Below are 19,965 nucleotides of genomic sequence, written 5' to 3' on the forward strand. Positions count from 1 at the left end.
AGACCAGGCGCAACACGCGGGCTAAGCTGCAAGGCGGCGTTGGATCAGGAGTTTGGGAAGAGATGAAAAACGGCGCGGACACCTTGCGGGTTGCCTGTCTCGGGGCCGGATATTTCGCGCAGTTCCACTATGACGCCTGGCGGCGTTGCGATCGTGTGCGCCTCGTCGGGGCGTGCGACAACGACCGTGAAAAGGCCAAGGCGACCGGATTGACTGCGTTCGGCGAGCTGGACTGCATGCTGAAAATGGCGAAGCCCGATCTGCTTGACATCATCACGCCGCCCGCGACACACAGGGCCGCGATCTGCCAGGCCATCGATCATGGCGTGAAGGCCATTATCTGCCAGAAACCGTTCTGCACGTCCCTGGAAGAGGCCATGACCGTGACGGAAATCGCCGAAGCGGCCGGTGTCACCGTCGTCATTCACGAGAACTTCCGGTTCCAGCCCTGGTACCGGACCATCCGCCAGGCCCTGGACCGGCGACTGATCGGAGATCTGTTACAGCTGACCTTCCGCCTGCGCACCGGTGACGGGCAGGGACCGGGGGCCTATCTCGACCGGCAGCCCTATTTCCAGGAAATGCCGAAACTGCTGATTCACGAAACCGGCGTGCACTGGATCGATACGTTCCGCTATCTGCTCGGCGAGCCGGACGCCGTATACGCCGATCTGCGCAAACTCAATCCCGTGATCAAGGGAGAAGACGCCGGTTACTTCATCTTCGACTATGACAATGGCGTGCGCGCACTTTTCGATGGCAACCGGCTGCTGGATCATGCCGCCGAAAACTGCCGGACGACACTGGGAGAGGCGCTGGTTGAAGGCACCAGGGGTACGTTGATGCTCAAGGGAGATGGCTCCGTTCACGTTCGCCATTTCGGCGACCGGGAGACCACGGTCCTGCTGGCGGCGCAGGACTGGTCCGGCTTTGGCGGTGACTGCGTCAAGAATCTGATAAGCCATGTGATTGACGGACTGCTCGACGGGAAACCGCTGGAGAACGAGGCGCGGGACTATCTCAAGGTGATCGCCATCGAACAGGCAATCTACGAGTCGGACAGTTTGGGACGGAAAATCCGGGAGCTTGGCCATGCTTGAAGCGCCAAAACAGAAAACCATCACCACGCAGGCGATGGAACAGATTCGCCAGCTGATCTTTGACGGTGAACTGGCTGCCGGGTCCGATCACCTGGAAAGCGAACTGGCCGACCGGCTCGGCATGTCGCGTACACCGGTGCGCGAAGCCACCTTGATGCTGGCCCAGCAGGGGCTTCTGGAAGTCCGGCCGCGCAAGGGCGTTCGGATCGCGACCCTGTCCCTGACAGACATGGAAGAGATCTATGCCGTCCTGACCGAGCTGGAAGCGCTGGCCGCCGAGGAGGCGGCCGAAAAGGGCTATGCCGATGACGACCTGTCGGCGCTGAAGCAGTCTATCGAGTCGATGGAAGATGCGCTGAAGCGGGAAGACCGGGAAGCCTGGGCACTGGCCGATGATGCGTTTCATGCGGAACTGGTCCGTCTCGGTGGCAATTCGCGTGTCCAGTCCATCGTGTCGATGATGGCCAATCAGGTTCGCCGTGCCCGCGCCATGACACTTTACATCCGGCCGCTTCCGGTCAAGTCCAACGAGGACCACCGGGCGGTTTATGACGCCATCAGCAAGGGTGATTCTGAAAGGGCGCGGAACTGCCACAGAAGCCACCGCCAGCATGCCCGTGAAGTGCTGATTGAGCTTTTGAAGAAACACAAGCTGTTTCAGCTCTGACCGGGTCGTTCGGCGTTCCGCTGCCGAAAAGTGCCCCGGGACTTGCATCCCAACGCGCACAGCAAACCGCCGGCCGTCAAACAGTCGGGTGCGCGAAAGACTGGCGCTCTTCTGGCTTGTTTCTGGTTCTTCCAGAAATAAACTCCGCCATCTGCACAACACGTATAACTCAGGTTTATTCCTCGAAGTATTGAAAAAGTAATAAAAGTTTTTTCTCCCTCTTTTTGCCTAAATATCACATAATCGTGATCTCCCTTACTTCTGGAAATGAAAACAAAAGGGCGGGAATCATGTTTTTGCCAGCAAAAAGCCAGCTCGGAATTCTGTGTGCGATCTTGACCTGCGGCCTGTCGGGGACGGGGTTTGCGGAGGAACCGGAGCCAGTGGAACAAGGCCATCTCAACGCGCTTGTTCAGGAAGACCCCCAGGCAGCGTTCATCGAGGCCTTTGAGGCCGGGGACGAACTGACCGAAGCCTCTTTCTCCGCGCAAAGGGGGGTCGGGGCCAAGGTCAGCCAGGATGGCCGCCGGTTCACGCGCATGCCGCGCGCAGACCTCAAGGCCTTCGGAGAATGGACCACCCATCTGCCCCGGCGCGAGACCGGCCCCGTCGCCCAATCCTGCATCTCGTGCCATTCCGCGCCCTATGCCAACGGCGCCGGGTCCAACCCTCTCAATGGCGTGGTCGACCCGCTGCATATGGGTGATCCGTCCAGATATCTTCACAGAAACACGCCGCATCTCTTCGCGCTTGGCGCCGTGCAGCGTATCGCGGAGGAAATGACGGAAAGCCTGAAGGCGCAGGAAGCCAAGCTTGAACAGGAAGTCTGCACGCTCAATCAAAGCGCGACGATCGAGCTGCATGCCAAATCGGTCAGCTTCGGCACGCTGTCGGCCCATCCCATGCGCGATCCTCAATCCGGCATCTGCATTGCCGATTATGACCGGACGGCGGTCGAGGGCGTTGACGAAGACTTGGTCGTGAAGATGTTTGGCTGGAAGGGCACGCATGCCACGATCCGCGCCTTCACACGCCATGCGGCTCACAACGAGCTCGGCATGCAGGCTGATGAGCTTGTGGGCAGTCATGACGGTGATCATGACGGGGTGACCGGAGAGCTTACGGTCGGTGACCTGACGGCGCTTTCTATCTACATGGCGGCGCTGGAGCGGCCGGTCTCGAAACTGGAACTGCATGAAAAGGGCATTCTGTCCCTTGAGCCCGACGAGAAAGCCCGCATCGAACGTGGTGAGAAGGTTCTGGCGGAGGCCAAATGCACCGGCTGCCACCTTCCGGTGATGAAGGTGTCTACGCCGCTCTTCAGCGAACCGAGCCTGCAGGAGGGGTTTCGCGAGGACATCCTGCCCTCCGGACAAAAGGCGCTGGACGCGGGGCTGTCAGGCGACACTGCCATCTGGTTTGACCTGACCAAGGACGTGCCCAACAACCATGTCGAGATCGGCGGCAAAACGGTCAATCTGGGTGCTTTTCCGACGGACGAGAACGGCTCGGCTCTGATCGCCTGGTATTCGGACTTCAAGCGTCACGATATGGGCCCGAAGCTTGCCGATGCGGTCGATGTGCACGGCTTTGGCGCCTCCGTCTGGCCGACGGCGTCACTGGCGGGTGTCGGCTCCACCGGCCCCTGGCTTCATGATGGCAACGCGACCACGCTGGAGGAGGCCATTCTGGCCCATGGCGGTGAAGCAGAAGCCAGTCGTTTGGCATATGAAGCGCTGGAGGAAAGCGACCGCGCAGCGTTGATCGCCTTCCTTGAAAACCTGATCCTCATTGATCTGGACCCTGAAGACGAGGAAGAAGATCACGCCGGCAACGCGGCCGCCGAGCCGGCAACCATGCGCAGGGCGTCACTGACGGTTGACGTCTTGCCTCCGGTCAAGCCCTAGACCCGTGGAAAAGGCCGGTTTTCGAAAACCGGCCTTTTCCATCCTGGTCGCCGTCATCCCATGGCTTGACCATGGGAACCCTGCCGTTCAGGTGAGTTGACTGCCAGGCTGTGTTTCGAAGATCGGTCACGGCATGGATTGCAGGATCAAGTCCTGCAATGACGAAGAAAAGAGGGGCTCATCCCCTCCTTCGGGCAAGCCCTAGACCCGGGGAGAGGGCCGGCTTTTGGAAAACCGGCTTTTCCACCCTTGTCGCCGTCATCCCATGGCTTGATCATGGGATCCATGCCGTTGAGGCCCTTTGACTGCCAGGCTGTGTTTCGAAGATCGGTCACGGCATGGATTGCAGGATCAAGTCCTGCAATGACGAAGAAAAGAGGGGCTGAAACCCCTCCTTTGTCATCCCCGCGAAGGCGGGGACCCAGTAACCATCTGGGTTTGCCGTGGGACGTCCAACGGGAGCGACGGGCGTTTACTGGGTCCCGGCTCGCGCTGCGCTTGGCCGGGATGACAAGGGTGGGCAGGAAGTACGGGCTCTCTCGTGTACCGATTTGCGCGACCAAACGAAAGTTGCTTACAAAGAGGCTTGCGGCTTGCCCCGACCCCTCCTTTGTCATCCCCGCGAAGGCGGGGACCCAGTAACCACCTGTATTTGCCGTTGGACGTCCAACACGGTCGCCGGGCGTCTACTGGGTCCCGGCGCGCGCTGCGCTTGGCCGGGATGACAACAGTGAGGTTGCCACGACAGGGGAACTTGTAAGACCTCCTATCCGCCTTGCCAGACCTTGATCGCCTCCACCGGATAGAGAAGCATCAGAACGTTCAGCGTGAGATTGTCCCGGATCACCCAGAGCGCCAGCAATTCAAAGACGATGGCCGTCAGAACGGTCACCCAGACCGGCATGCGCCAGGCGAAGAAGAAGCCGGCGAGCATCCAGACGATGTCGAAAACCGAGTTGAGCACGCTGTCGCCGGTATAGCCGACGGCGATGGTGGCCTCCCGGTAGCGGTCGATGATCCACGGGCTGTTTTCCGCAACTTCCCAGGCGGCCTCGATGAAGACCGCCCCGAGCGCCCGTTCGCAGACGGAGTGCCGCCGGAAGGCGAGCCACAGCACCCAGTAGAAGATGAAGCCGTGAATGATATGCGAAAACGTGTACCAGTCGGCGATGTGCTGCGAGGACCCTGCCAGATCATCAGCCGGGGTCCACAAAAGCACATAGCCGCAGTCACAGATCGGGATCCGCCCCATGGCCAGAAGAATGGCAGCGGTGGCGGCAATCATGAGGATGCCGATGATCAGGCATTTGCTGTGGCTCACGAAGATCTCCCGGGCATGGGTGGGCAAAGGTGATTCTGGGGTGGAAATTTAGCAGGATTCTCTCTATGACCTTGCGCCAACGAAACATCAATCCGTCCGGCTTTTGTGAGTGAAGGCGCGCACCGGGTTTTCCGCGGCGTTGGCGCAGCCTCGCCGGACCGGCGGATCAGGAGATCTTTATGGCCAGTCAGAACGGTGTTGCGCCCTACCAGGCCCGGCGCACCTTTGCGATCATTTCCCACCCGGATGCCGGTAAGACCACGCTGACGGAAAAGCTGCTCCTGTCGGGTGGTGCCATCCGGGCGGCCGGTCAGGTCCGTGCCCGCGGCGAACGCCGTCGCGCCCGCTCCGACTGGATGAAGATCGAGCAGGAACGCGGCATTTCCGTCTCCTCGTCGGTCATGACCTTCGAGCGCAAGGGCATTGTCTACAATCTGCTCGATACGCCGGGCCACGAAGACTTTTCCGAAGACACCTACCGCACGCTGACCGCCGTTGATGCGGCCATCATGGTGATCGATGCCGCCAAGGGCATCGAGACCCAGACCCGCAAGCTGTTCGAAGTCTGCCGCCTGCGCGACATTCCGATCATTACCTTCGTCAACAAGATCGACCGCGAAGGCCGTCACGCCCTGGAAATCCTCGACGAGGTCCAGGAAGCCCTGGCGCTGGATGTCTGCCCGCAGACCTGGCCGGTCGGCATGGGCTCCGATTTCTTCGGCGTCTATGACTGGCAGAACAAGAAGTTCCACACCTCGGAAGGTGAGCGCGGGGGCCCCTTTGCCGAGACCAAGGAAGTCTCCGGCCTCGACGACGAGATCCTGACCGGCACGGTCTTCGACCGCATCATGGACGAACTCACCGAGAATGTGGAACTGGGCGCGGAAGGTTACACCGAGTTCGATAGGGAAAGCTTCCTGGAAGGTCACCTGACACCGGTCTTTTTCGGGTCTGCCCTGCGCGATTACGGCATCGAGGAAATCCTCGACTTCATCGCCGAATTCGCACCGCCGCCGCATTCCCAACCGGCCACAGGCGGGCGCACGATCATGCCGGAAGAGGACAAGGTCACCGGCTTTGTCTTCAAGGTCCAGGCCAACATGGACCCGAAGCACCGCGACCGGATTGCCTTCATGCGCCTGTGCTCCGGCACGTTCAAGCGCGGCATGAAGCTGAAACATGTGCGTGCCGGCAAGCAGATCGCCGTTTCTGCGCCGATCTTCTTCTTCGCCGAAGAGCGCGAGATTGCCGATCTCGCCTATCCGGGCGATGTCATCGGCGTGCCCAACCACGGCCAGCTTCGCGTCGGCGATACGCTGACGGAAGGCGAGAACATTCACGTGACCGGCCTGCCTGCCTTCGCCCCGGAAATCCTGCGCCGCGTGCGTCTCTCCGACACCATGCGTGTCAAGCAGATGCGCCAGGGACTGCAGGACCTGGCCGAAGAAGGTCTGGTTCAGATCTTCAAACCGGATCTTGGCTCCAACTGGATCGTCGGCGTTGTCGGCGCCCTGCAGCTCGACGTGGTTGTCGACCGGCTGAAAGCGGAATACGGCACCGAGATCGGCTTTGAGGCCGTGCCCTATACCACGGCGCGCTGGATCGAGACCGACAGCCAGACCCTGCAGAAAATGCTGGAAGGGCATCGCATGTCGATCGCCAATGACCGCGACGACAAACCGGTGTTCCTGTTCAAGAACGCCTGGGAAGTCGGCCATGTCACCGAGAAATTCCCGGATGTGACCTTCCGCGAAACCCGCGAGATCGTCTACGAGGCCTAGGCCGCTCATGTCGTTGTCTCTTCGCCCGGTTGCACCCAGCGATCTCGATCTCGTTTGTCGTTACCGGGAAGAGATGTTCCGGTCTGCGGGCCATGGGGAAGACGTTCTTGACTCCATGGCCGACCCTTACCGGGACTGGCAGGAAATGAGCCTTGGCGACGGCAGCTATTTCGGCTTCATTGCCGAGGTTCAAGGCCAGGCAGTCGGTGGCATCGGGCTCATGGAAATTGCCTGGCCGCCGCATCCGCTCCATCCGGATCAGGCGCGGCGCGGCTATGTGCTCAATCTTTTTGTCGAGCCGGACAGGCGCGGGCAGGGCATTGCCAAACGCCTGATGGCGGAAGCGGAGGCCGAGTTCAGTCGCCGGGGTCTTGCATTTGCCATTCTGCACGCCACCCGGCAGGCGCGGCCGATTTACGAAAGAGACGGCTGGGCGCAGACGTCTGAGATGGCAAAACGGTTTCCAGAGCTTCCCTGACCCTATTGAACGACATTTTCCTTCGGTTTTTCACGAACTTGACATCACGTTCCGCAAGGGTGCCAAATCAGGGGCCAATCTAGCCTTGTGAACAACCAGTCTGGGACGGGCCGTATCATGATCACCTTGCCGGAACTTGCGGCCGACGCACTGGGCGATTTTCTGACCGCCTATGTGCAGCGGCGCTTTGGCAAGTCGGAGCCGGAGCTGGCCGAACTTGTCCCCTCACTTGCCCGCATTGCCATGGAATGCATCGGCAACAGCGATGCGCTTTACCACAATATCGAGCACACCATGCTGGTCACCATGGCCGGCCACGACATCCTGCGGGGCAGGGCGCTGCACACACACATGGCGCCGGAAGACTATGCCCATGTCATCGTCGCCTGCCTGACCCACGACATCGGCTATGTGCGCGGCATACTGCCGGAGGATACGCCGGATGGATACGTGATCAATGAGGTTGGAGAGACGGTGAAGCTGCCGCGCGGGGCCTCTGATGCCGCGCTGACGCCCTATCATGTCGACCGCTCCAAACTCTATGTGTTTGAGCGCCTGACCGGCACCGGACTTCTCGATCCACAGCGCGTCGCCAACGCGATTGAGGGGTCGCGGTTCCCCAGCACGATCCCGGACGCAGACGAGGCATTGTGCGAGGATGCCAATCTGGTCCGGGCCGCGGATTTCATCGGACAGCTGGGCGATCCCCATTACATCCGCAAGGCCAATGCGCTCTATTTCGAATTCGAGGAAGCCGGCCTCAACCGGCAACTGGGCTATGATACGCCGGCCGATCTGGTACATCGCTACCCGCAATTCTACTGGAACAGCGTCGCCCCCTATATCCAGAAGGCGATCCAGTATCTGAAGGTCACGGCCTCCGGCCGTCAGTGGATCGCAAATCTCTATTCCAACCTGTTTCTCGCCGAACGCGATATGGCACTGCTGGGGCCGCAACGGTAGGCCCGCCGAACCGGTCGCCGCAAATTGCGGTATGACGGCATCAACAACAAAGTGTTGTGGTGCTTCCTCCGATCCCGTCCGTTTTGTCATGCAATTCCGGTAGCCGTGCTGGACGCATCGCCATAGGATGCCGTCAAAAGGGATAGTTGATCCCGTTATACAGCTTTGGATTGAGGGAAATTGCCAAGTGTCGGCGACGTCGGAACCAGTCACCAAACTGAAGCCAAAATCCATTGTGGCCGCTGCCAGCGGCAATGTCCTGGAATGGTACGACTTCACGGTTTACGGCTTTCTGGCGCCGACACTGGCGGCACTGTTTTTTCCCTCAGAGGACAAGTTGGCCTCGCTCCTTTCCGCCTTCGCCGTCCTTGCCGTGGGGTATGCAGCACGGCCGATCGGCAGCGTGATCTTCGGTCATATCGGCGACCGTATCGGTCGCAAGACGGCGTTGATGATTTCCGTGCTTCTGATGGGCGCGGGCTCGCTCGCCATCGCGGTCTTGCCGACCTATGACCAGATTGGCGTCACCGCGGCGCTTCTGCTGGTGGCCATCCGCATCGTTCAGGGCATCTCTGTGGCTGGCGAATACACGGCTTCCGGTGTCCTGCTGGTGGAGCAGGCGCGTCCGGGCCGAAAGGCGCTGACAGGTGCCTGGGTGGCTTTTGCCATGATGTGGGGGTGCGTCCTTGGGTCGGCGGTTCCGGCAGCCTTCAGCTCGGTTCTGAGCAGCGAGCAGATGACGGACTGGGGTTGGCGATTGCCTTTCCTGATCGGTGCGCTGGTCGCGGTTTTCAGCGCGATCCTGCGCCGCCACCTGACCGAAACAGTCGTCGCGGCGGATGAGGCCTCCAAACCGTCGCCGATCTGGCTGAGTCTCAGGGACCATTTCGGCCTGATCCTGCAAATGGTGTTGCTTCTGATCCCGACCTCGGTCATCTATTTCGTGATTTATGTCTACGCCGTTTCCTATCTTGGCAGCGAACCGGGTTTTTCATCGTCCGACGCACTCGATATCACCACGATCAACCTGATCATCATGGCCTTGTTTGTGCCGGTCTGCGGCTGGGCGGCAGACCGGTTCGGTCTCCGCCCGGTTTTTCTAGCCGGTGCAATTGCCACACTGGTTCTTGCAGGGCCGTGCTGGTGGTTGATGCACGGCAATTCTGTTGGCCTGATCTTTCTGGGACAGTTCGGCCTGACCCTGGCCAGCACCGCCGGATGGGCCTTGTCCATCACAGCGCTCACCCTTATGGCGCCTGACCACCTGCGCTGCAGCGTCGTTGCGCTCGGTTACAATTTTTGCCTCGCCATCTTCGGCGGCACCACGCCAATGGTGGCCACCTATCTCGTCAGCCGGACGGGCGACGACTATGCGCCGGTCTACTACATGATCGCAGCCACTCTTGTGTCGCTTCCCGTCATCTGGCGGTTGCCGAAACTGATTGGAAAGAAGCAATCCTCAACCTGACGTATGCCGTTTTCAGACGAACGCCGCATCTTCTGCTGGAAGGAGAGTTTCATCGGCGATGCGGTGAACATGACACTTTTATCGATGAATATTTAGACGATTAAATAACTTATATCGCGATTTGTAACTAAGTGCAGAGAGAGGGGTGAGGTTATTTAACGATGCTTCCTAAGTATTTGTTGTCTCAAGGGTTTTATTAATTGAATGAAGAGTGTTTGCTCAATAAGATTGAGCTAAATTCACGAATGCGAAAGTTCGTTGTTCTGCAACCAAGGGGTGGAAGCTCGCGTGCGCCACGAACCCGTCAGACACGGTTCGCCACCTGCCCGCCACTCGGGCACTGGAAAATCAGAAACGTTTGAGATCAGGCGCCTGTCGCGCCCGTTCTGGGCCACGATTCTGATCAGCGCAATCAGCCTCATGGTCTTCGTATCGTTTCTCTCTTACACGCTTGACCGCAATTCCATCGATTCCTCCGAGAAGATCTTTCCGCCATGTTTGGCGACAGAACCGAGCATCTGTCCGACATCACGCTGGAATATGGCTACTGGAACGACTCCGTCGAGAATCTTGTACCCGACGTCAATATGGGTTGGGTGCGCGAAACTTTCGTGGACTACATGCAGGCCGAACTGCAGATCGAAGGCGTTCATGTCATCGACGGTGCGGGCATGCCGACGCTTCATGTCGTCAAGGACATAGTTCGCGACGCCGATTTACAGGCCCGCTACGGATCGTCTTTGGGAGAGCTGGTTGCCAAAGCCCGCGAGACGGAAAAAAACAAGGCGCCGAAACCGGCGACCGGCCTGATCGGTGATATCGCGATGCTGTATCTGGCAAGCGCCGTGCTGATCACCGGATACGACGAGGAAAACGAGACCAGCACGGATCATGTGCTGGTCTTTGCCCAGCCGATCGGTGACGAAACACTTTCCGAATTGTCCGGCAAATACGGCTTGCCGGGGCTGAAACTGACGGAAGACCCGCCAAATCTCTGGCAGGCCGGCTTCGAAATTCGGTCTATCGGAGGGCTGACGCTTGGGTTTTTTGTCTGGAATCCCACGCTGGCCGGTCATCGCATCCTGCCGCTCTTGGGGGCGGGTGTTCTGCTGGTCTTTGGCGGCATGTTTCTGGCCGCGCGTCTGTTTTTCCGGCGGGCCAGCGAGACTGTGCACCAGCTGGAAGCCGCGAAGCTTGAAGCGGAGAAAACACGCGAGATGCTGGCAAACCAGGCCAGGAGCGACCCTCTGACGGGCCTTGGAAATCGTCGCATGCTTGACGAAAGGATTGCGGGGCTTCTGGAGCAGCGGCCCCTGCCAGACGGACATGCACTGCTCTATGTCGACCTTGACCGCTTCAAGGACATCAACGACACGTACGGACACGAGACAGGCGATCTGGTTCTGCAATATGTTGCCGAAGCCCTTCGGGACCTGGCCAATGCGGATGACACGGTCATTCGCCTCGGGGGTGACGAGTTTGTCATCGTCTTTGGTCGCGCCAAGCGGGAGCGGGTGCTGTCGGCCGGGCGAGTCATCGTGGAACAGTTGAGCCGGCCGATCAATCTGGACGGCGCCACCTATTCCTTCGGTGCGAGTGTCGGAATTGCGTTCTCGGACAATCCCCTCGAACTGCTCCGACAGGCCGATGTTGCGCTCTATTCAGCTAAGCGGCGGGGGAGGGGGCAGGTGGCCGTCTATTCGGCGGATCTGCTCGACTTCCGGCATGTGCCGATCCAGTCGGACACCAAGCACGCCTGATTTGGCGGCTCGGTAAAGACCGGCCGCAGGGCGACCGGTCTCATAGTCTGTCTATCAGGACGCCCGGGCGGAGGGCAGCTCGATGTCGATGCCGAGCGTGGTGACATCGCCGGAGCGGTCCATTTCGAGACGCACGGAATCGGGATCGATTTCGACCCTCTTGGCGACAACAGCGAGAATGTCTTCCCGCAGGCTGGAAATCAGAACCGCGTCGGAGCCGTCATCGGCCCGTTCATGCGCCAGGAGTATTTGCAGCCGGTTCTTGGCAACGGAGGCGCTTTCGCCCCTTTTGCCAAAGAGGCTCAGGAGGTTCATGCGGCCCTCCCTTTGAAGATCTTGCCGAAGAGGCTTTTCTTCTCTTCCGGGATAGTGACCGGAATGTTCTCGCCCAGGAGCCGTCTTGTGGCTTCGGTGTAGGCCTTGGCCGCCGGCGAGTTTTCGTCCGACAGAGTGATCGGCAGGCCGACGTTGGAGGCTTTCAGCACGTCCTTGCTTTCCGGCACCACGCCGATCAGCGGCACGGACAGGATGTCGACTACATCATCGGTGGCCAGCATGTCGCCGGTCTTGGCGCGTTCCGTGTCGTAGCGCGTGATCATCAGGTGCTTGGGCATGCGGCCGCCGTCTTCGGCGATCTTGGTCTTGGCATCGAGCAGCCCGATGATGCGGTCACAGTCGCGCACCGACGAGACTTCCGGGTTGGAAACGATAATGGCTTCGTCGGCATGACGCATGGCAAGAGTGGCACCGCGCTCGATGCCAGCCGGGCTGTCGCAGATCACGTAGTCGAAATACATGCGCAGCTCGCTGATGACACTGGCAACGCCTTCTTCCGTCAGCGCATCCTTGTCCCGTGTCTGGGAGGCGGGCAGCAGATAGAGGTTGTTCAGCTTCTTGTCGCGCACCAGGGCCTGCTTGATCGAGGCTTCGCCGCGGACCACATTGACGAGATCGAACACGACCCGGCGCTCGGCACCCATGATCAGGTCCAGATTGCGCAAGCCGACATCAAAGTCGATGGCACAGACCTGGTAGCCCTCTTTGGCAAGCGCCGAGGCGATGGCGGCGGTGGTCGTGGTCTTGCCCACTCCGCCCTTGCCCGACGTGACCACAACGACAGTGGCGTTGCTCATGGTGTTCGTCCTGTTTTTGTTGTCGGACCCGTCGCCCGGAGGCGGCGAGAACCGGGGTTAGTTCAGTTCTTCAAAGACCAGGGTCTCGTTTTCGAAACGGATCTGCGCAGGCGCGTTGCGAAAGGTGCTCTCGAAATCGTCAGCGACCTTGTAGAGGCCGTTGATGGACACCAGCTCCGCATCCAGTTTGGAGCAGAAAATGCGTGCGCAGTCCTTGCCGGACACGCCGGCGAGTGCCCGGCCGCGCAGTGCGCCGTAGACATGGATTGATCCGCCGGCGATCACTTCCGCACCCGAGCTGACCGAACCGATCACGGTGACGTCCCCGTCCGGGTGCAGGATGCTCTGTCCGGACCGCACCGGTTCGGTGATGACGATCGACGATCCGCTGGCAATACTGGCGGGCGCGGCCGGTTTTTCGGGAGTGTCCGGCGTGCCGTTGCCGCCGGCTTTCGTGCCTTTGGGCGCGGGCGGTTCAGCCTCACCTTCAGACACACTCTCACCGGTCTCGGATGCCTTGGCTGTCTGCGCCGCGGCGGTCTCTTCGTGTTCCGATTTTGCTTCTGTCGGCGTCGGCACGTCGATGTCGGACGCCAGCCGGCCACCGGAAAAACTTGGCGGCATCCCGGGTTTCAACCGCGTGCCGGCAACACCGTCAATGCCCATGACCCGGATCGACCGGTTGCCCAGTTCCTCCAGCAGCTTCTCGAGTTCTTCGATCGGGATCTTGCTGCCGCGCACGTCGAGAATGATCGGTCGGTCGATAAAAAAGCCCGGCGAGCGCGCAATGATGCGGTCGATCTCCTGAAGCCACCCCGTGAAAGGCGGTTCCGGGCTCAGAACGATGGCAATGAAGGATTTTCCCTTGAACTTCATCAAAGAGGTCCGGCGGCGTCAGCGGTCAAAGTGATTTGCTTGAATAAACCTATCATTAACCGTACCGCACAATTGGGCAGCCCGTCGTTTTCCACCGATATCAATTTTCACTAGGTTTTTCAGATAATTGGTGGATTGCCCAAGTGTTTTTGGTCAGGGACGGAGACAAAGCATGGCAGTCTTGCCAAGGCCATGCTTGTGTTTGCCGGCTGACGAACCGGTCGGAAATTGTTTGCCGGTGCACAAGTTAACTCAGATTCCGTAAAGTGCTGGATTTTCGCCATATTGCAGTGCAGTATTGAGCCTCGGGTAGTCGGGGCGCTCTGCGTCTTTGGGGATTTATATGAGTAATTTCAGTGATGTGATGGGATATCTTGGTTTGAAGCCGGCCGAGGCAGCCATGGCTTTGAACGTTCCTGAATCTGATATTGTTCGCTGGTGCAGCACGGATGAGGCGCCGCCGATCCATATCTGGCAGGGTCTGGTCCGCATGCTCGATGAAGTCCGCATTGCAGCCGAAGAGGCCGCCAAGTCGGCCGATCTCGATCATCTGGAAGCTGCTGATCTCAACCGGGTCAACCTGATGGTGCCCGGCCAGGCCGCAGCGGGATTTGCCGGTCCGAAACGGGCCGCGACCGCACTTGCCGTGGCGGCGCTTGCACGGGTGTTTGTGTAAGGACCGGATTGCACGACAGATGTGAGCTGAAGCTCTTGCGCACAGATCGAAGAGCCATCGTGCCTCTTTGGTGAACCGGAAAAGTCTGCTAACTAGGTTCCCGGGTCATTTATCCGCTGGCCTCCGGCGTTAGGCGTGGGACGGCCACGGGGCGCCTTTTCCCTCATCATGAAGTCCGTTTTTGCGGCGGGCTCGATCTGAACCCGAACAATAGGCCTTGCCATGTCAGCAACGCTCAAGGGACTTGCCGCAGCGCTCATCGCGTTTGCCCTGTTTTCCACCCATGATGCCCTGATCAAGGCGCTTGGGTCCGACTATCCGGTGTTCCAGATCATCTTCTTTTCCATGCTGTTCGCCTTCGTGCCGATGATGATGATGATGATGGCGGACAAGGCGGAGGCAAATTTCCGACCCAAGCACCCCTGGCTGGTTGTCGCGCGCGCCGGGCTTGCCATAATTGCCATGTCCTGTGGCTTCTATGCCTTCACCGCTTTGCCCTTGGCCGAAGTCTATGCCTTGCTCTTTGCCATGCCGCTTCTGATCACGGCCCTCTCGGTGCCGCTTCTGGGAGAGACGGTGCGGGCGCAACGCTGGGCTGCCGTTATTGTCGGTCTGATCGGCGTTTTAATCGTTTTACGTCCCGGCGTGACGGAGCTCTCTCTCGGCCATATGGCGGCGCTGACAGCAGCCTTTGCCAATTCCCTGTCGACCATTCTGGTGCGCAAGCTCGGCGGCAAGGAACGTCCGGCCGTCCTGATCCTTTATCCGATGATCCTGTCCATGGCGGCCATGTCGATGACCCTGCCGGCGGTATACGTTCCGGTCGAACTGGTGGACCTTGGCCTGATGGCCGCGATCGGGTTTTTGTCGGTGATCGCCCAGTTCTGCACGATCTCGGCCTACAAGGCCGCTCCGGCCGCTGTTGTCGCACCGCTGCAATACAGTCAGATCCTCTGGGCCACTTTCTTTGGCATGCTGTTCTTCTCCGAAACGCCCGATCTTTATGTGGGCATCGGCTCGGCGGTGATCATCGCCTCGGGCATCTTTGTCGTCTGGCGCGAAAGCCGCGAGAATGTTTCCGAACAGACGCCGGTTCTCAAGACCGCCAACCCGCGCTTCGACACGGGCCCTCAACCGAAATAGGGCGGGTGAGGCCTTTGTTTTGTCTGCATTTGGGTCTTTGCCACACCCATCAACCTCATCCTGAGGAGCCGCGTGAGCGGCGTTTCGAAGGAGGGGCCACTTACCGGACGGGAACAAGCCGCCCATCCTTCGAGACGGACCTGGCGGTCCTCCTCAGGATGAGGCTCTGGGAAAGTGATCGGGCCTGAAAACTCAGTCCAGCCGCTTCTTGAACCGGAGCGCGGCGACGATCAGCCCCAGCACGAAGAAACCGCACATCCACAGGACGTCGCGGTGCAGTTCGACAAGGCCCGCGTCCCGAAGAACGAAACCGCGGATCATGCGCATGAAATGCGTCGCCGGGAACGCTTCGGCGATATATTGCGCGATGAGCGGCATGCCTTCGTAGGGGAACATGAACCCGGAGAGCAGGATCGACGGCAGCAGAACGAACACCGTCATCTGGGTCGCCTGCAGCTGGCTCTGGGCAATGGTCGACAGCACGAGGCCGAGCGACAGGCTGGCCCCGATGAAGAGCAGGGTGCCGATGAAGAGATCCACCATCTTGTCACCGAAGGGCACATTGAAGAGCACATGCCCCAGGCCGAGGATAATGACGGTCTGCAACAGCCCGATGAAGATATAGGGGATGATCTTGCCGATCATCAGCTCCATCGGCCTGACCGGTGTGTTGATCAGCATCTCCATGTTGCCGCGCTCGCGCTCGCGGACAATGGCGGCGGAGGTGAACATGATCATCGTCATGGTCAGGATGATGCCGACAAGGCCTGGCACGATGTTGATGGCGGTCCGCTGTTCCGGATTGAAGAACAGCGCGACTTCGAACGTGGGCGTCGAGCGGTTGGGGGCCTGACGATTGAGCTCCGACAGCGGCATGCTGCGCAGGGACTTGATTGCGCCGGCGATCATGGTGTCGGAGCCGTCAACGATCCACTGCGCCACCGGCCGGCTGGTTTCCTCATCCGTTGATGGCGGTGTGCCCAGCCCGACGGATGGCGAACGCGCAATGCGCTGGGAGAGGTCCGGGGGCAGGATGAACGCAGCCCGGACCCGAGCCGCCTTGATTGCCTCCTCTGCCTCTTCCACCGAACTCAGGCGTTCGGTGACCTCAACCACGGTCGTGGCCTCGACGATCTGGATCAGGATACGGCTGAGACCGGTCTGGCTCTGGTCGACAACCGCGACCGGAATGTCGCGCACATTCGTGTTGATGGCATAGCCAAACAGGATCAGCTGGATCAGCGGGATCATGATGACCATGCCGAAGGTCATGCGGTCCCGGCGCAGCTGGGCAAGTTCCTTGGAGAAGATCGCACCTATGCGAGAGAGGGATCTGATCATTGCCGTCCTTCTCCCGTTGCCGTCACGAAGACATCTTCCAGGTTCGGCCGGACCTGTTCGATCAGTGTCGCACCGTCTGTTTCGGCCCGGTCTTTTAGGAAAGCGGCCGGATCGGGAACGTCCTGCCTGACCAGAACGCGCAGCCTGGCACCCAGCTGGGCCGCGGCCATGATGCCGTTCGTGCCGAGCAGGTGCCTGCGGATGTCGCGCAGGTTCGGTCCTTCGATTTCGACCACATTGGCGCCCATGCCGGCCATCAGCTCTTTCGGCGCGCCGTCTGCCCGCTTCTGCCCGGCCTCCAGGATCGCGATCTTGTGGCAGCGTTCCGCTTCATCCATGAAATGGGTCGTGACCACGATCGATGTGCCGCCATCAACCAGGTCGAACAGCTGTTCCCAGAAGTGACGGCGGGATTCCGGATCGACGGCGGAGGTCGGCTCGTCCAGAAAGAGCAGTTGTGGCTCGTGCAGGACGGCAGTCGCCAGCGCCAGGCGCTGCCGTTGACCGCCACTCATCTTGCCGGCAAAGCGGTTGCCCAGGTCGCTCAGCTCATAGCGCTCCATGACCTCGCCGATGCGCTGTTTGCGCTTTTTGGAAGAAAGGCCGTAGATCGTCGCCATGAAATCGAGATTTTCCCGGACTGTCAGGTCACCATAGAGCGAGAAGGCCTGGGTCATGTAGCCGATCCGGTATTTCAGGGTCTCCGCATCCTTTGGGACAGACAGGCCCAGCACCTCCACCGTGCCCTCGGTTGGTGTCAGCAAGCCCGTCAGCATGCGCATGGCGGTGGTCTTGCCGCAGCCATTGGGGCCGAGAAAGCCGTAGATCATGCCGCGCTCGATGGTAAGATCCAGGCCATCGACGGCGCGGAAGCCCCTGAAGCTTTTCACCAGGCCCTCGGCCCGCACGACAATGTCGCTCTCCGGCTTCGTCACGGCAGCACAACCTGGGCCGGAACGCCATTGGGCAGATCCTTGGCGCTGTCCGGCAGCTGGACCTCTGCCACATACATCAACCGCGCCCGTTCGGACTGGTTGAGGGCGTAATAGGGTGTGAAAGACGGCTCGGAACTGATCCAGCGCACGGAACCCTCGATGGGCTTGTCCAGCCCGTCCACCTTCACCTGAAGTCTGTCGCCTTCATTGATCTTCACCCTGTGCGGTTCGGGCACATAGACCCTGGCATAGGGCGCTTCGCCTGCCAGCATGACGGCAACGGGGCTGCCGACCGTGACCCGCTCACCGAGGTTCCAGGGCAGGTTGTCGAGTACGCCGTCGCGGGACGCTGTTATCGTGAGGTCCTGCAGCACCTTTTCCTGCGTGGCAAGGCTTGCTTCGGCAGCAGCCAGTTCCGCCCGGGCGATGTCCAGGTCCTCTGGGCGCGTGCCGATGACCAGTTCCTTCAGCTGCTGTTCGGAGCTTTCCAGGCTGGCCAGCGCCGCATCCCGGCTCGCCCGGGCACTGTCGAATTGTGCCTGGCTGGTGGTGCCGCGCTCTGTCAGGTCCTGGTAGCGCTTGAAGCTGGCTTCCGCGTCGACCAGTTCGGCCTTGGCGCCGGCAACGCTGGCGCGGGCCTTGGCGATATCTTCTTCTCGGGAGCCGTTTTCCAGTTTCAGAAGGTTGGCCTTTGCCTTTTGCACTTCCGCGCGTGCCTGGTTGACGACGGCCTGCTGTTCGGCCGGGTCGAGCTGCGCCAAGACGGTGCCTTTTTCGACAAATGTTCCCTGGGGAACAGGCAGGGCGATCAACACCTCGCTTGCAGTTGCCGTCAACGCCACCCTGTCCCGCTCGAGATTGCCGAGCGCCACATTGCCGTCCTCGCCAAAACACGCAGCAAGAAACAGGCAGGCGAGACCGGAAGCGGCAAGGCGGGAGAGGGGTGAAGACATGGCATCCTCCGGTAAAGTCGGCGGCTGATGGGACAACCCGGCTGAGTCGTAACCAGACCTTAGCGCGACTTCTAAGTGAGGGCCATCCGCTTGGCCGCTACCGGGCTCCACCCAAGCAGAGTAAGCGACAGCGACAGTCTTCATCCAGAGGAAGCGCGTCTGCGCCGTCTCGCAGGATCGGCAACTTGCTCCCGAGTGTGCGGCAGATCCACTTTGATGCGGCCGTGGTGGCCCTTCGGGATGAAGCCGAGGGTAAGAGTTTTAAGGAAGGAATTAAGCGGGGCAGGGTCCGGTTCAGACCGCTGACAAGCCCTCAGCCCGTCATTCCGGACGGTGTGCAGCGCAGCTGCATGGCCAGTTCCGGAAACCAGCGCTTAATTCGCGCCGCAGCTGCGTCCTTATTTGGAATGCCGGATACCTAACAGATTTTGTGCTCGCTATTGCTCGCGCTGAGATGCCGGGTTCCGGATCGGCGTGCAGCTTTACTGCACTTGTCCGGAATGACGAGCTGGGCGTTTTCAAAAAGCCGAACCGGGATGGGCCCGGCTCTTTGGGATTGCAGAACTCTTGGTATCAGCTTGCCCGCTTGAAGATGTTGTACCAGCGCTTTTTCGGCACGGTGATGGCCCGCTCCAGAAGTTCGGCGGCATAGAGCCCGGCGTTTTCGCGGGCCTTGGCGACGCCGCTGACAAGTTTCGGATCGAGATCGGCGAGGCCTCCGCCGAATTCCATCATGTCGCGGAAGGCGGCCCGTTCGACGATCGGGGTCATCAGGACATCGATGTTCTGCGCGGACAGGAAGTCCTGCACGGCCTTCATGGCGCGGGTGGTCACGGCCGCATTGGTGCGGGTCAGCACCACGCAGTGCTTGATGTCGTGCCGGACGATCTTTTCCAGCTTCTTGATCAGGGAGAGGATCTTGGCGCCGCCGCGGGCGTCCATCGAGGACCCCTGGATCGGCACCACCACCAGGTCCGATACCGAGAGCGCGTTGGCAACGATCAGGTTTTCCGTGCCTTCCAGATCGACGATCACGTAGTCGGAATGCTCGGCCGCGTAGGTGACCTGTTCGGTGATCGAGGCCGGCGACACTTCGCTGACAACGCTGATGCCCGGGCAGGTCCTGGGAAGCTCGGCCCACTTGGAGATCCATTTTTGCGGATCCGCATCAAAGATGGTGACACGTTTTCCCCGTGCCGCGACTTCTGTCGCCAGCAGCAGTGCGGCGGTGGTCTTTCCGGCGCCGCCCTTTGCGTTTGCGAAGGAAATGACTGGCATCTTGGCTCTCCTGACCTGGCCATGCATTGTCTAAATGAGGGTCCTTCTTGGACTTATCTCTCTGTCACTCTTGGATTTTTATGGTTACCAAATTCTTAAATTCGCATTTTGCATCAACGTTATTCAGTGCCCGGCCGACCTTGTGGATAAAACGCGCAGTTTTTCTTGGTACAATTTGCAGGGGT

General features: G+C 60.0%; 18 protein-coding genes. 10 read left to right on the plus strand and 8 right to left on the minus strand.

What is annotated here, in order from left to right:
- Nucleotides 1-62: 62 nt before the first annotated feature.
- The 3 genes from ACO6TG_RS23380 (at nucleotide 63) to ACO6TG_RS23390 (ending at nucleotide 3,674) form a co-directional block, all read left to right on the plus strand.
- Nucleotides 63-1,100, plus strand: coding sequence for a Gfo/Idh/MocA family protein (locus ACO6TG_RS23380; RefSeq protein ID WP_422375390.1), 1,038 nt, complete (start codon nucleotides 63-65; stop codon nucleotides 1,098-1,100).
- Entirely contained in the window at nucleotides 1,093-1,767 is a 675-nt protein-coding gene (locus tag ACO6TG_RS23385; protein WP_422375391.1) for a GntR family transcriptional regulator, read from the plus strand. Before ACO6TG_RS23380 ends, ACO6TG_RS23385 begins: the two co-directional genes overlap by 8 nt.
- A 290-nt stretch (nucleotides 1,768-2,057) precedes the next feature.
- Nucleotides 2,058-3,674, plus strand: a complete 1,617-nt coding sequence (locus ACO6TG_RS23390) for a di-heme oxidoredictase family protein (RefSeq protein ID WP_422375392.1) — start codon at nucleotides 2,058-2,060, stop codon at nucleotides 3,672-3,674.
- A 766-nt stretch (nucleotides 3,675-4,440) separates the two neighbouring features.
- Here the strand turns inward: ACO6TG_RS23390 and ACO6TG_RS23395 are convergent.
- Nucleotides 4,441-4,959 (minus strand): DUF2585 domain-containing protein, encoded by a 519-nt coding sequence (locus tag ACO6TG_RS23395; RefSeq protein WP_422378942.1) that lies wholly within the window; start codon nucleotides 4,957-4,959, stop codon nucleotides 4,441-4,443.
- 215 nt (nucleotides 4,960-5,174) lie between these two features.
- On the opposite strand from ACO6TG_RS23395, the gene ACO6TG_RS23400 reads away from it, so the two are divergent.
- The 5 genes from ACO6TG_RS23400 to ACO6TG_RS23420 all read left to right on the plus strand — a co-directional run bounded on the left by ACO6TG_RS23400 (nucleotide 5,175) and on the right by ACO6TG_RS23420 (nucleotide 11,445).
- Nucleotides 5,175-6,776, plus strand: coding sequence for a peptide chain release factor 3 (locus tag ACO6TG_RS23400; RefSeq protein WP_422375393.1), 1,602 nt, complete (start codon nucleotides 5,175-5,177; stop codon nucleotides 6,774-6,776).
- Between the two features lie 7 nt (nucleotides 6,777-6,783).
- The gene (locus tag ACO6TG_RS23405) at nucleotides 6,784-7,254 is read left to right on the plus strand and encodes a GNAT family N-acetyltransferase (RefSeq protein WP_422375394.1); all 471 of its coding nucleotides are present in this window, start codon (nucleotides 6,784-6,786) and stop codon (nucleotides 7,252-7,254) included.
- Between the two features lie 117 nt (nucleotides 7,255-7,371).
- Nucleotides 7,372-8,217, plus strand: a complete 846-nt coding sequence (locus ACO6TG_RS23410) for a metal-dependent phosphohydrolase (RefSeq protein ID WP_422375395.1) — start codon at nucleotides 7,372-7,374, stop codon at nucleotides 8,215-8,217.
- 187 nt (nucleotides 8,218-8,404) lie between these two features.
- The gene (locus ACO6TG_RS23415) at nucleotides 8,405-9,685 is read left to right on the plus strand and encodes an MFS transporter (RefSeq protein ID WP_422375396.1); all 1,281 of its coding nucleotides are present in this window, start codon (nucleotides 8,405-8,407) and stop codon (nucleotides 9,683-9,685) included.
- A gap of 494 nt (nucleotides 9,686-10,179) precedes the next feature.
- A complete protein-coding gene (locus ACO6TG_RS23420; protein WP_422375397.1) occupies nucleotides 10,180-11,445 on the plus strand; it encodes a diguanylate cyclase domain-containing protein in 1,266 nt (421 codons plus the stop codon).
- A gap of 54 nt (nucleotides 11,446-11,499) precedes the next feature.
- Here the strand turns inward: ACO6TG_RS23420 and minE are convergent, their stop codons facing one another.
- The 3 genes from minE to minC are packed head-to-tail and all read right to left on the minus strand — an operon-like array spanning nucleotide 11,500 to nucleotide 13,454.
- On the minus strand, nucleotides 11,500-11,760 hold the full coding sequence (gene minE, locus ACO6TG_RS23425) for a cell division topological specificity factor MinE (RefSeq protein ID WP_094069771.1): 261 nt from the start codon (nucleotides 11,758-11,760) through the stop codon (nucleotides 11,500-11,502).
- Entirely contained in the window at nucleotides 11,757-12,578 is an 822-nt protein-coding gene (gene minD, locus ACO6TG_RS23430; protein ID WP_094069772.1) for a septum site-determining protein MinD, read from the minus strand. The genes minE and minD overlap by 4 nt, the downstream gene beginning before the upstream one ends.
- A gap of 57 nt (nucleotides 12,579-12,635) precedes the next feature.
- Entirely contained in the window at nucleotides 12,636-13,454 is an 819-nt protein-coding gene (gene minC, locus ACO6TG_RS23435; RefSeq protein ID WP_422375398.1) for a septum site-determining protein MinC, read from the minus strand.
- A 343-nt stretch (nucleotides 13,455-13,797) separates the two neighbouring features.
- On the opposite strand from minC, the gene ACO6TG_RS23440 reads away from it, so the two are divergent.
- On the plus strand, nucleotides 13,798-14,130 hold the full coding sequence (locus ACO6TG_RS23440; RefSeq protein ID WP_157738628.1) for a hypothetical protein: 333 nt from the start codon (nucleotides 13,798-13,800) through the stop codon (nucleotides 14,128-14,130).
- Between the two features lie 222 nt (nucleotides 14,131-14,352).
- A complete protein-coding gene (locus tag ACO6TG_RS23445) occupies nucleotides 14,353-15,273 on the plus strand; it encodes a DMT family transporter (protein ID WP_422375399.1) in 921 nt (306 codons plus the stop codon).
- A 192-nt stretch (nucleotides 15,274-15,465) separates the two neighbouring features.
- Here the strand turns inward: ACO6TG_RS23445 and ACO6TG_RS23450 are convergent, their stop codons facing one another.
- The 4 genes from ACO6TG_RS23450 to ACO6TG_RS23465 all read right to left on the minus strand — a co-directional run bounded on the left by ACO6TG_RS23450 (nucleotide 15,466) and on the right by ACO6TG_RS23465 (nucleotide 19,780).
- Complete coding sequence (locus ACO6TG_RS23450; protein ID WP_422375400.1) at nucleotides 15,466-16,614, minus strand: ABC transporter permease; 1,149 nt, start codon at nucleotides 16,612-16,614, stop codon at nucleotides 15,466-15,468.
- Nucleotides 16,611-17,549: an ABC transporter ATP-binding protein gene (locus ACO6TG_RS23455; protein WP_422375401.1), complete on the minus strand. Its 939-nt coding sequence runs from the start codon at nucleotides 17,547-17,549 to the stop codon at nucleotides 16,611-16,613. The genes ACO6TG_RS23450 and ACO6TG_RS23455 overlap by 4 nt, the downstream gene beginning before the upstream one ends.
- The gene (locus ACO6TG_RS23460; protein ID WP_422375402.1) at nucleotides 17,546-18,502 is read right to left on the minus strand and encodes an HlyD family secretion protein; all 957 of its coding nucleotides are present in this window, start codon (nucleotides 18,500-18,502) and stop codon (nucleotides 17,546-17,548) included. Before ACO6TG_RS23460 ends, ACO6TG_RS23455 begins: the two co-directional genes overlap by 4 nt.
- A gap of 573 nt (nucleotides 18,503-19,075) precedes the next feature.
- Nucleotides 19,076-19,780, minus strand: coding sequence for a ParA family protein (locus ACO6TG_RS23465; protein ID WP_094069778.1), 705 nt, complete (start codon nucleotides 19,778-19,780; stop codon nucleotides 19,076-19,078).
- Between the last annotated feature and the right edge of the window lie 185 nt (nucleotides 19,781-19,965).

This window comes from Roseibium sp. (genome assembly GCF_965233565.1).
Taxonomy (GTDB): Bacteria; Pseudomonadota; Alphaproteobacteria; order Rhizobiales; family Stappiaceae; genus Roseibium.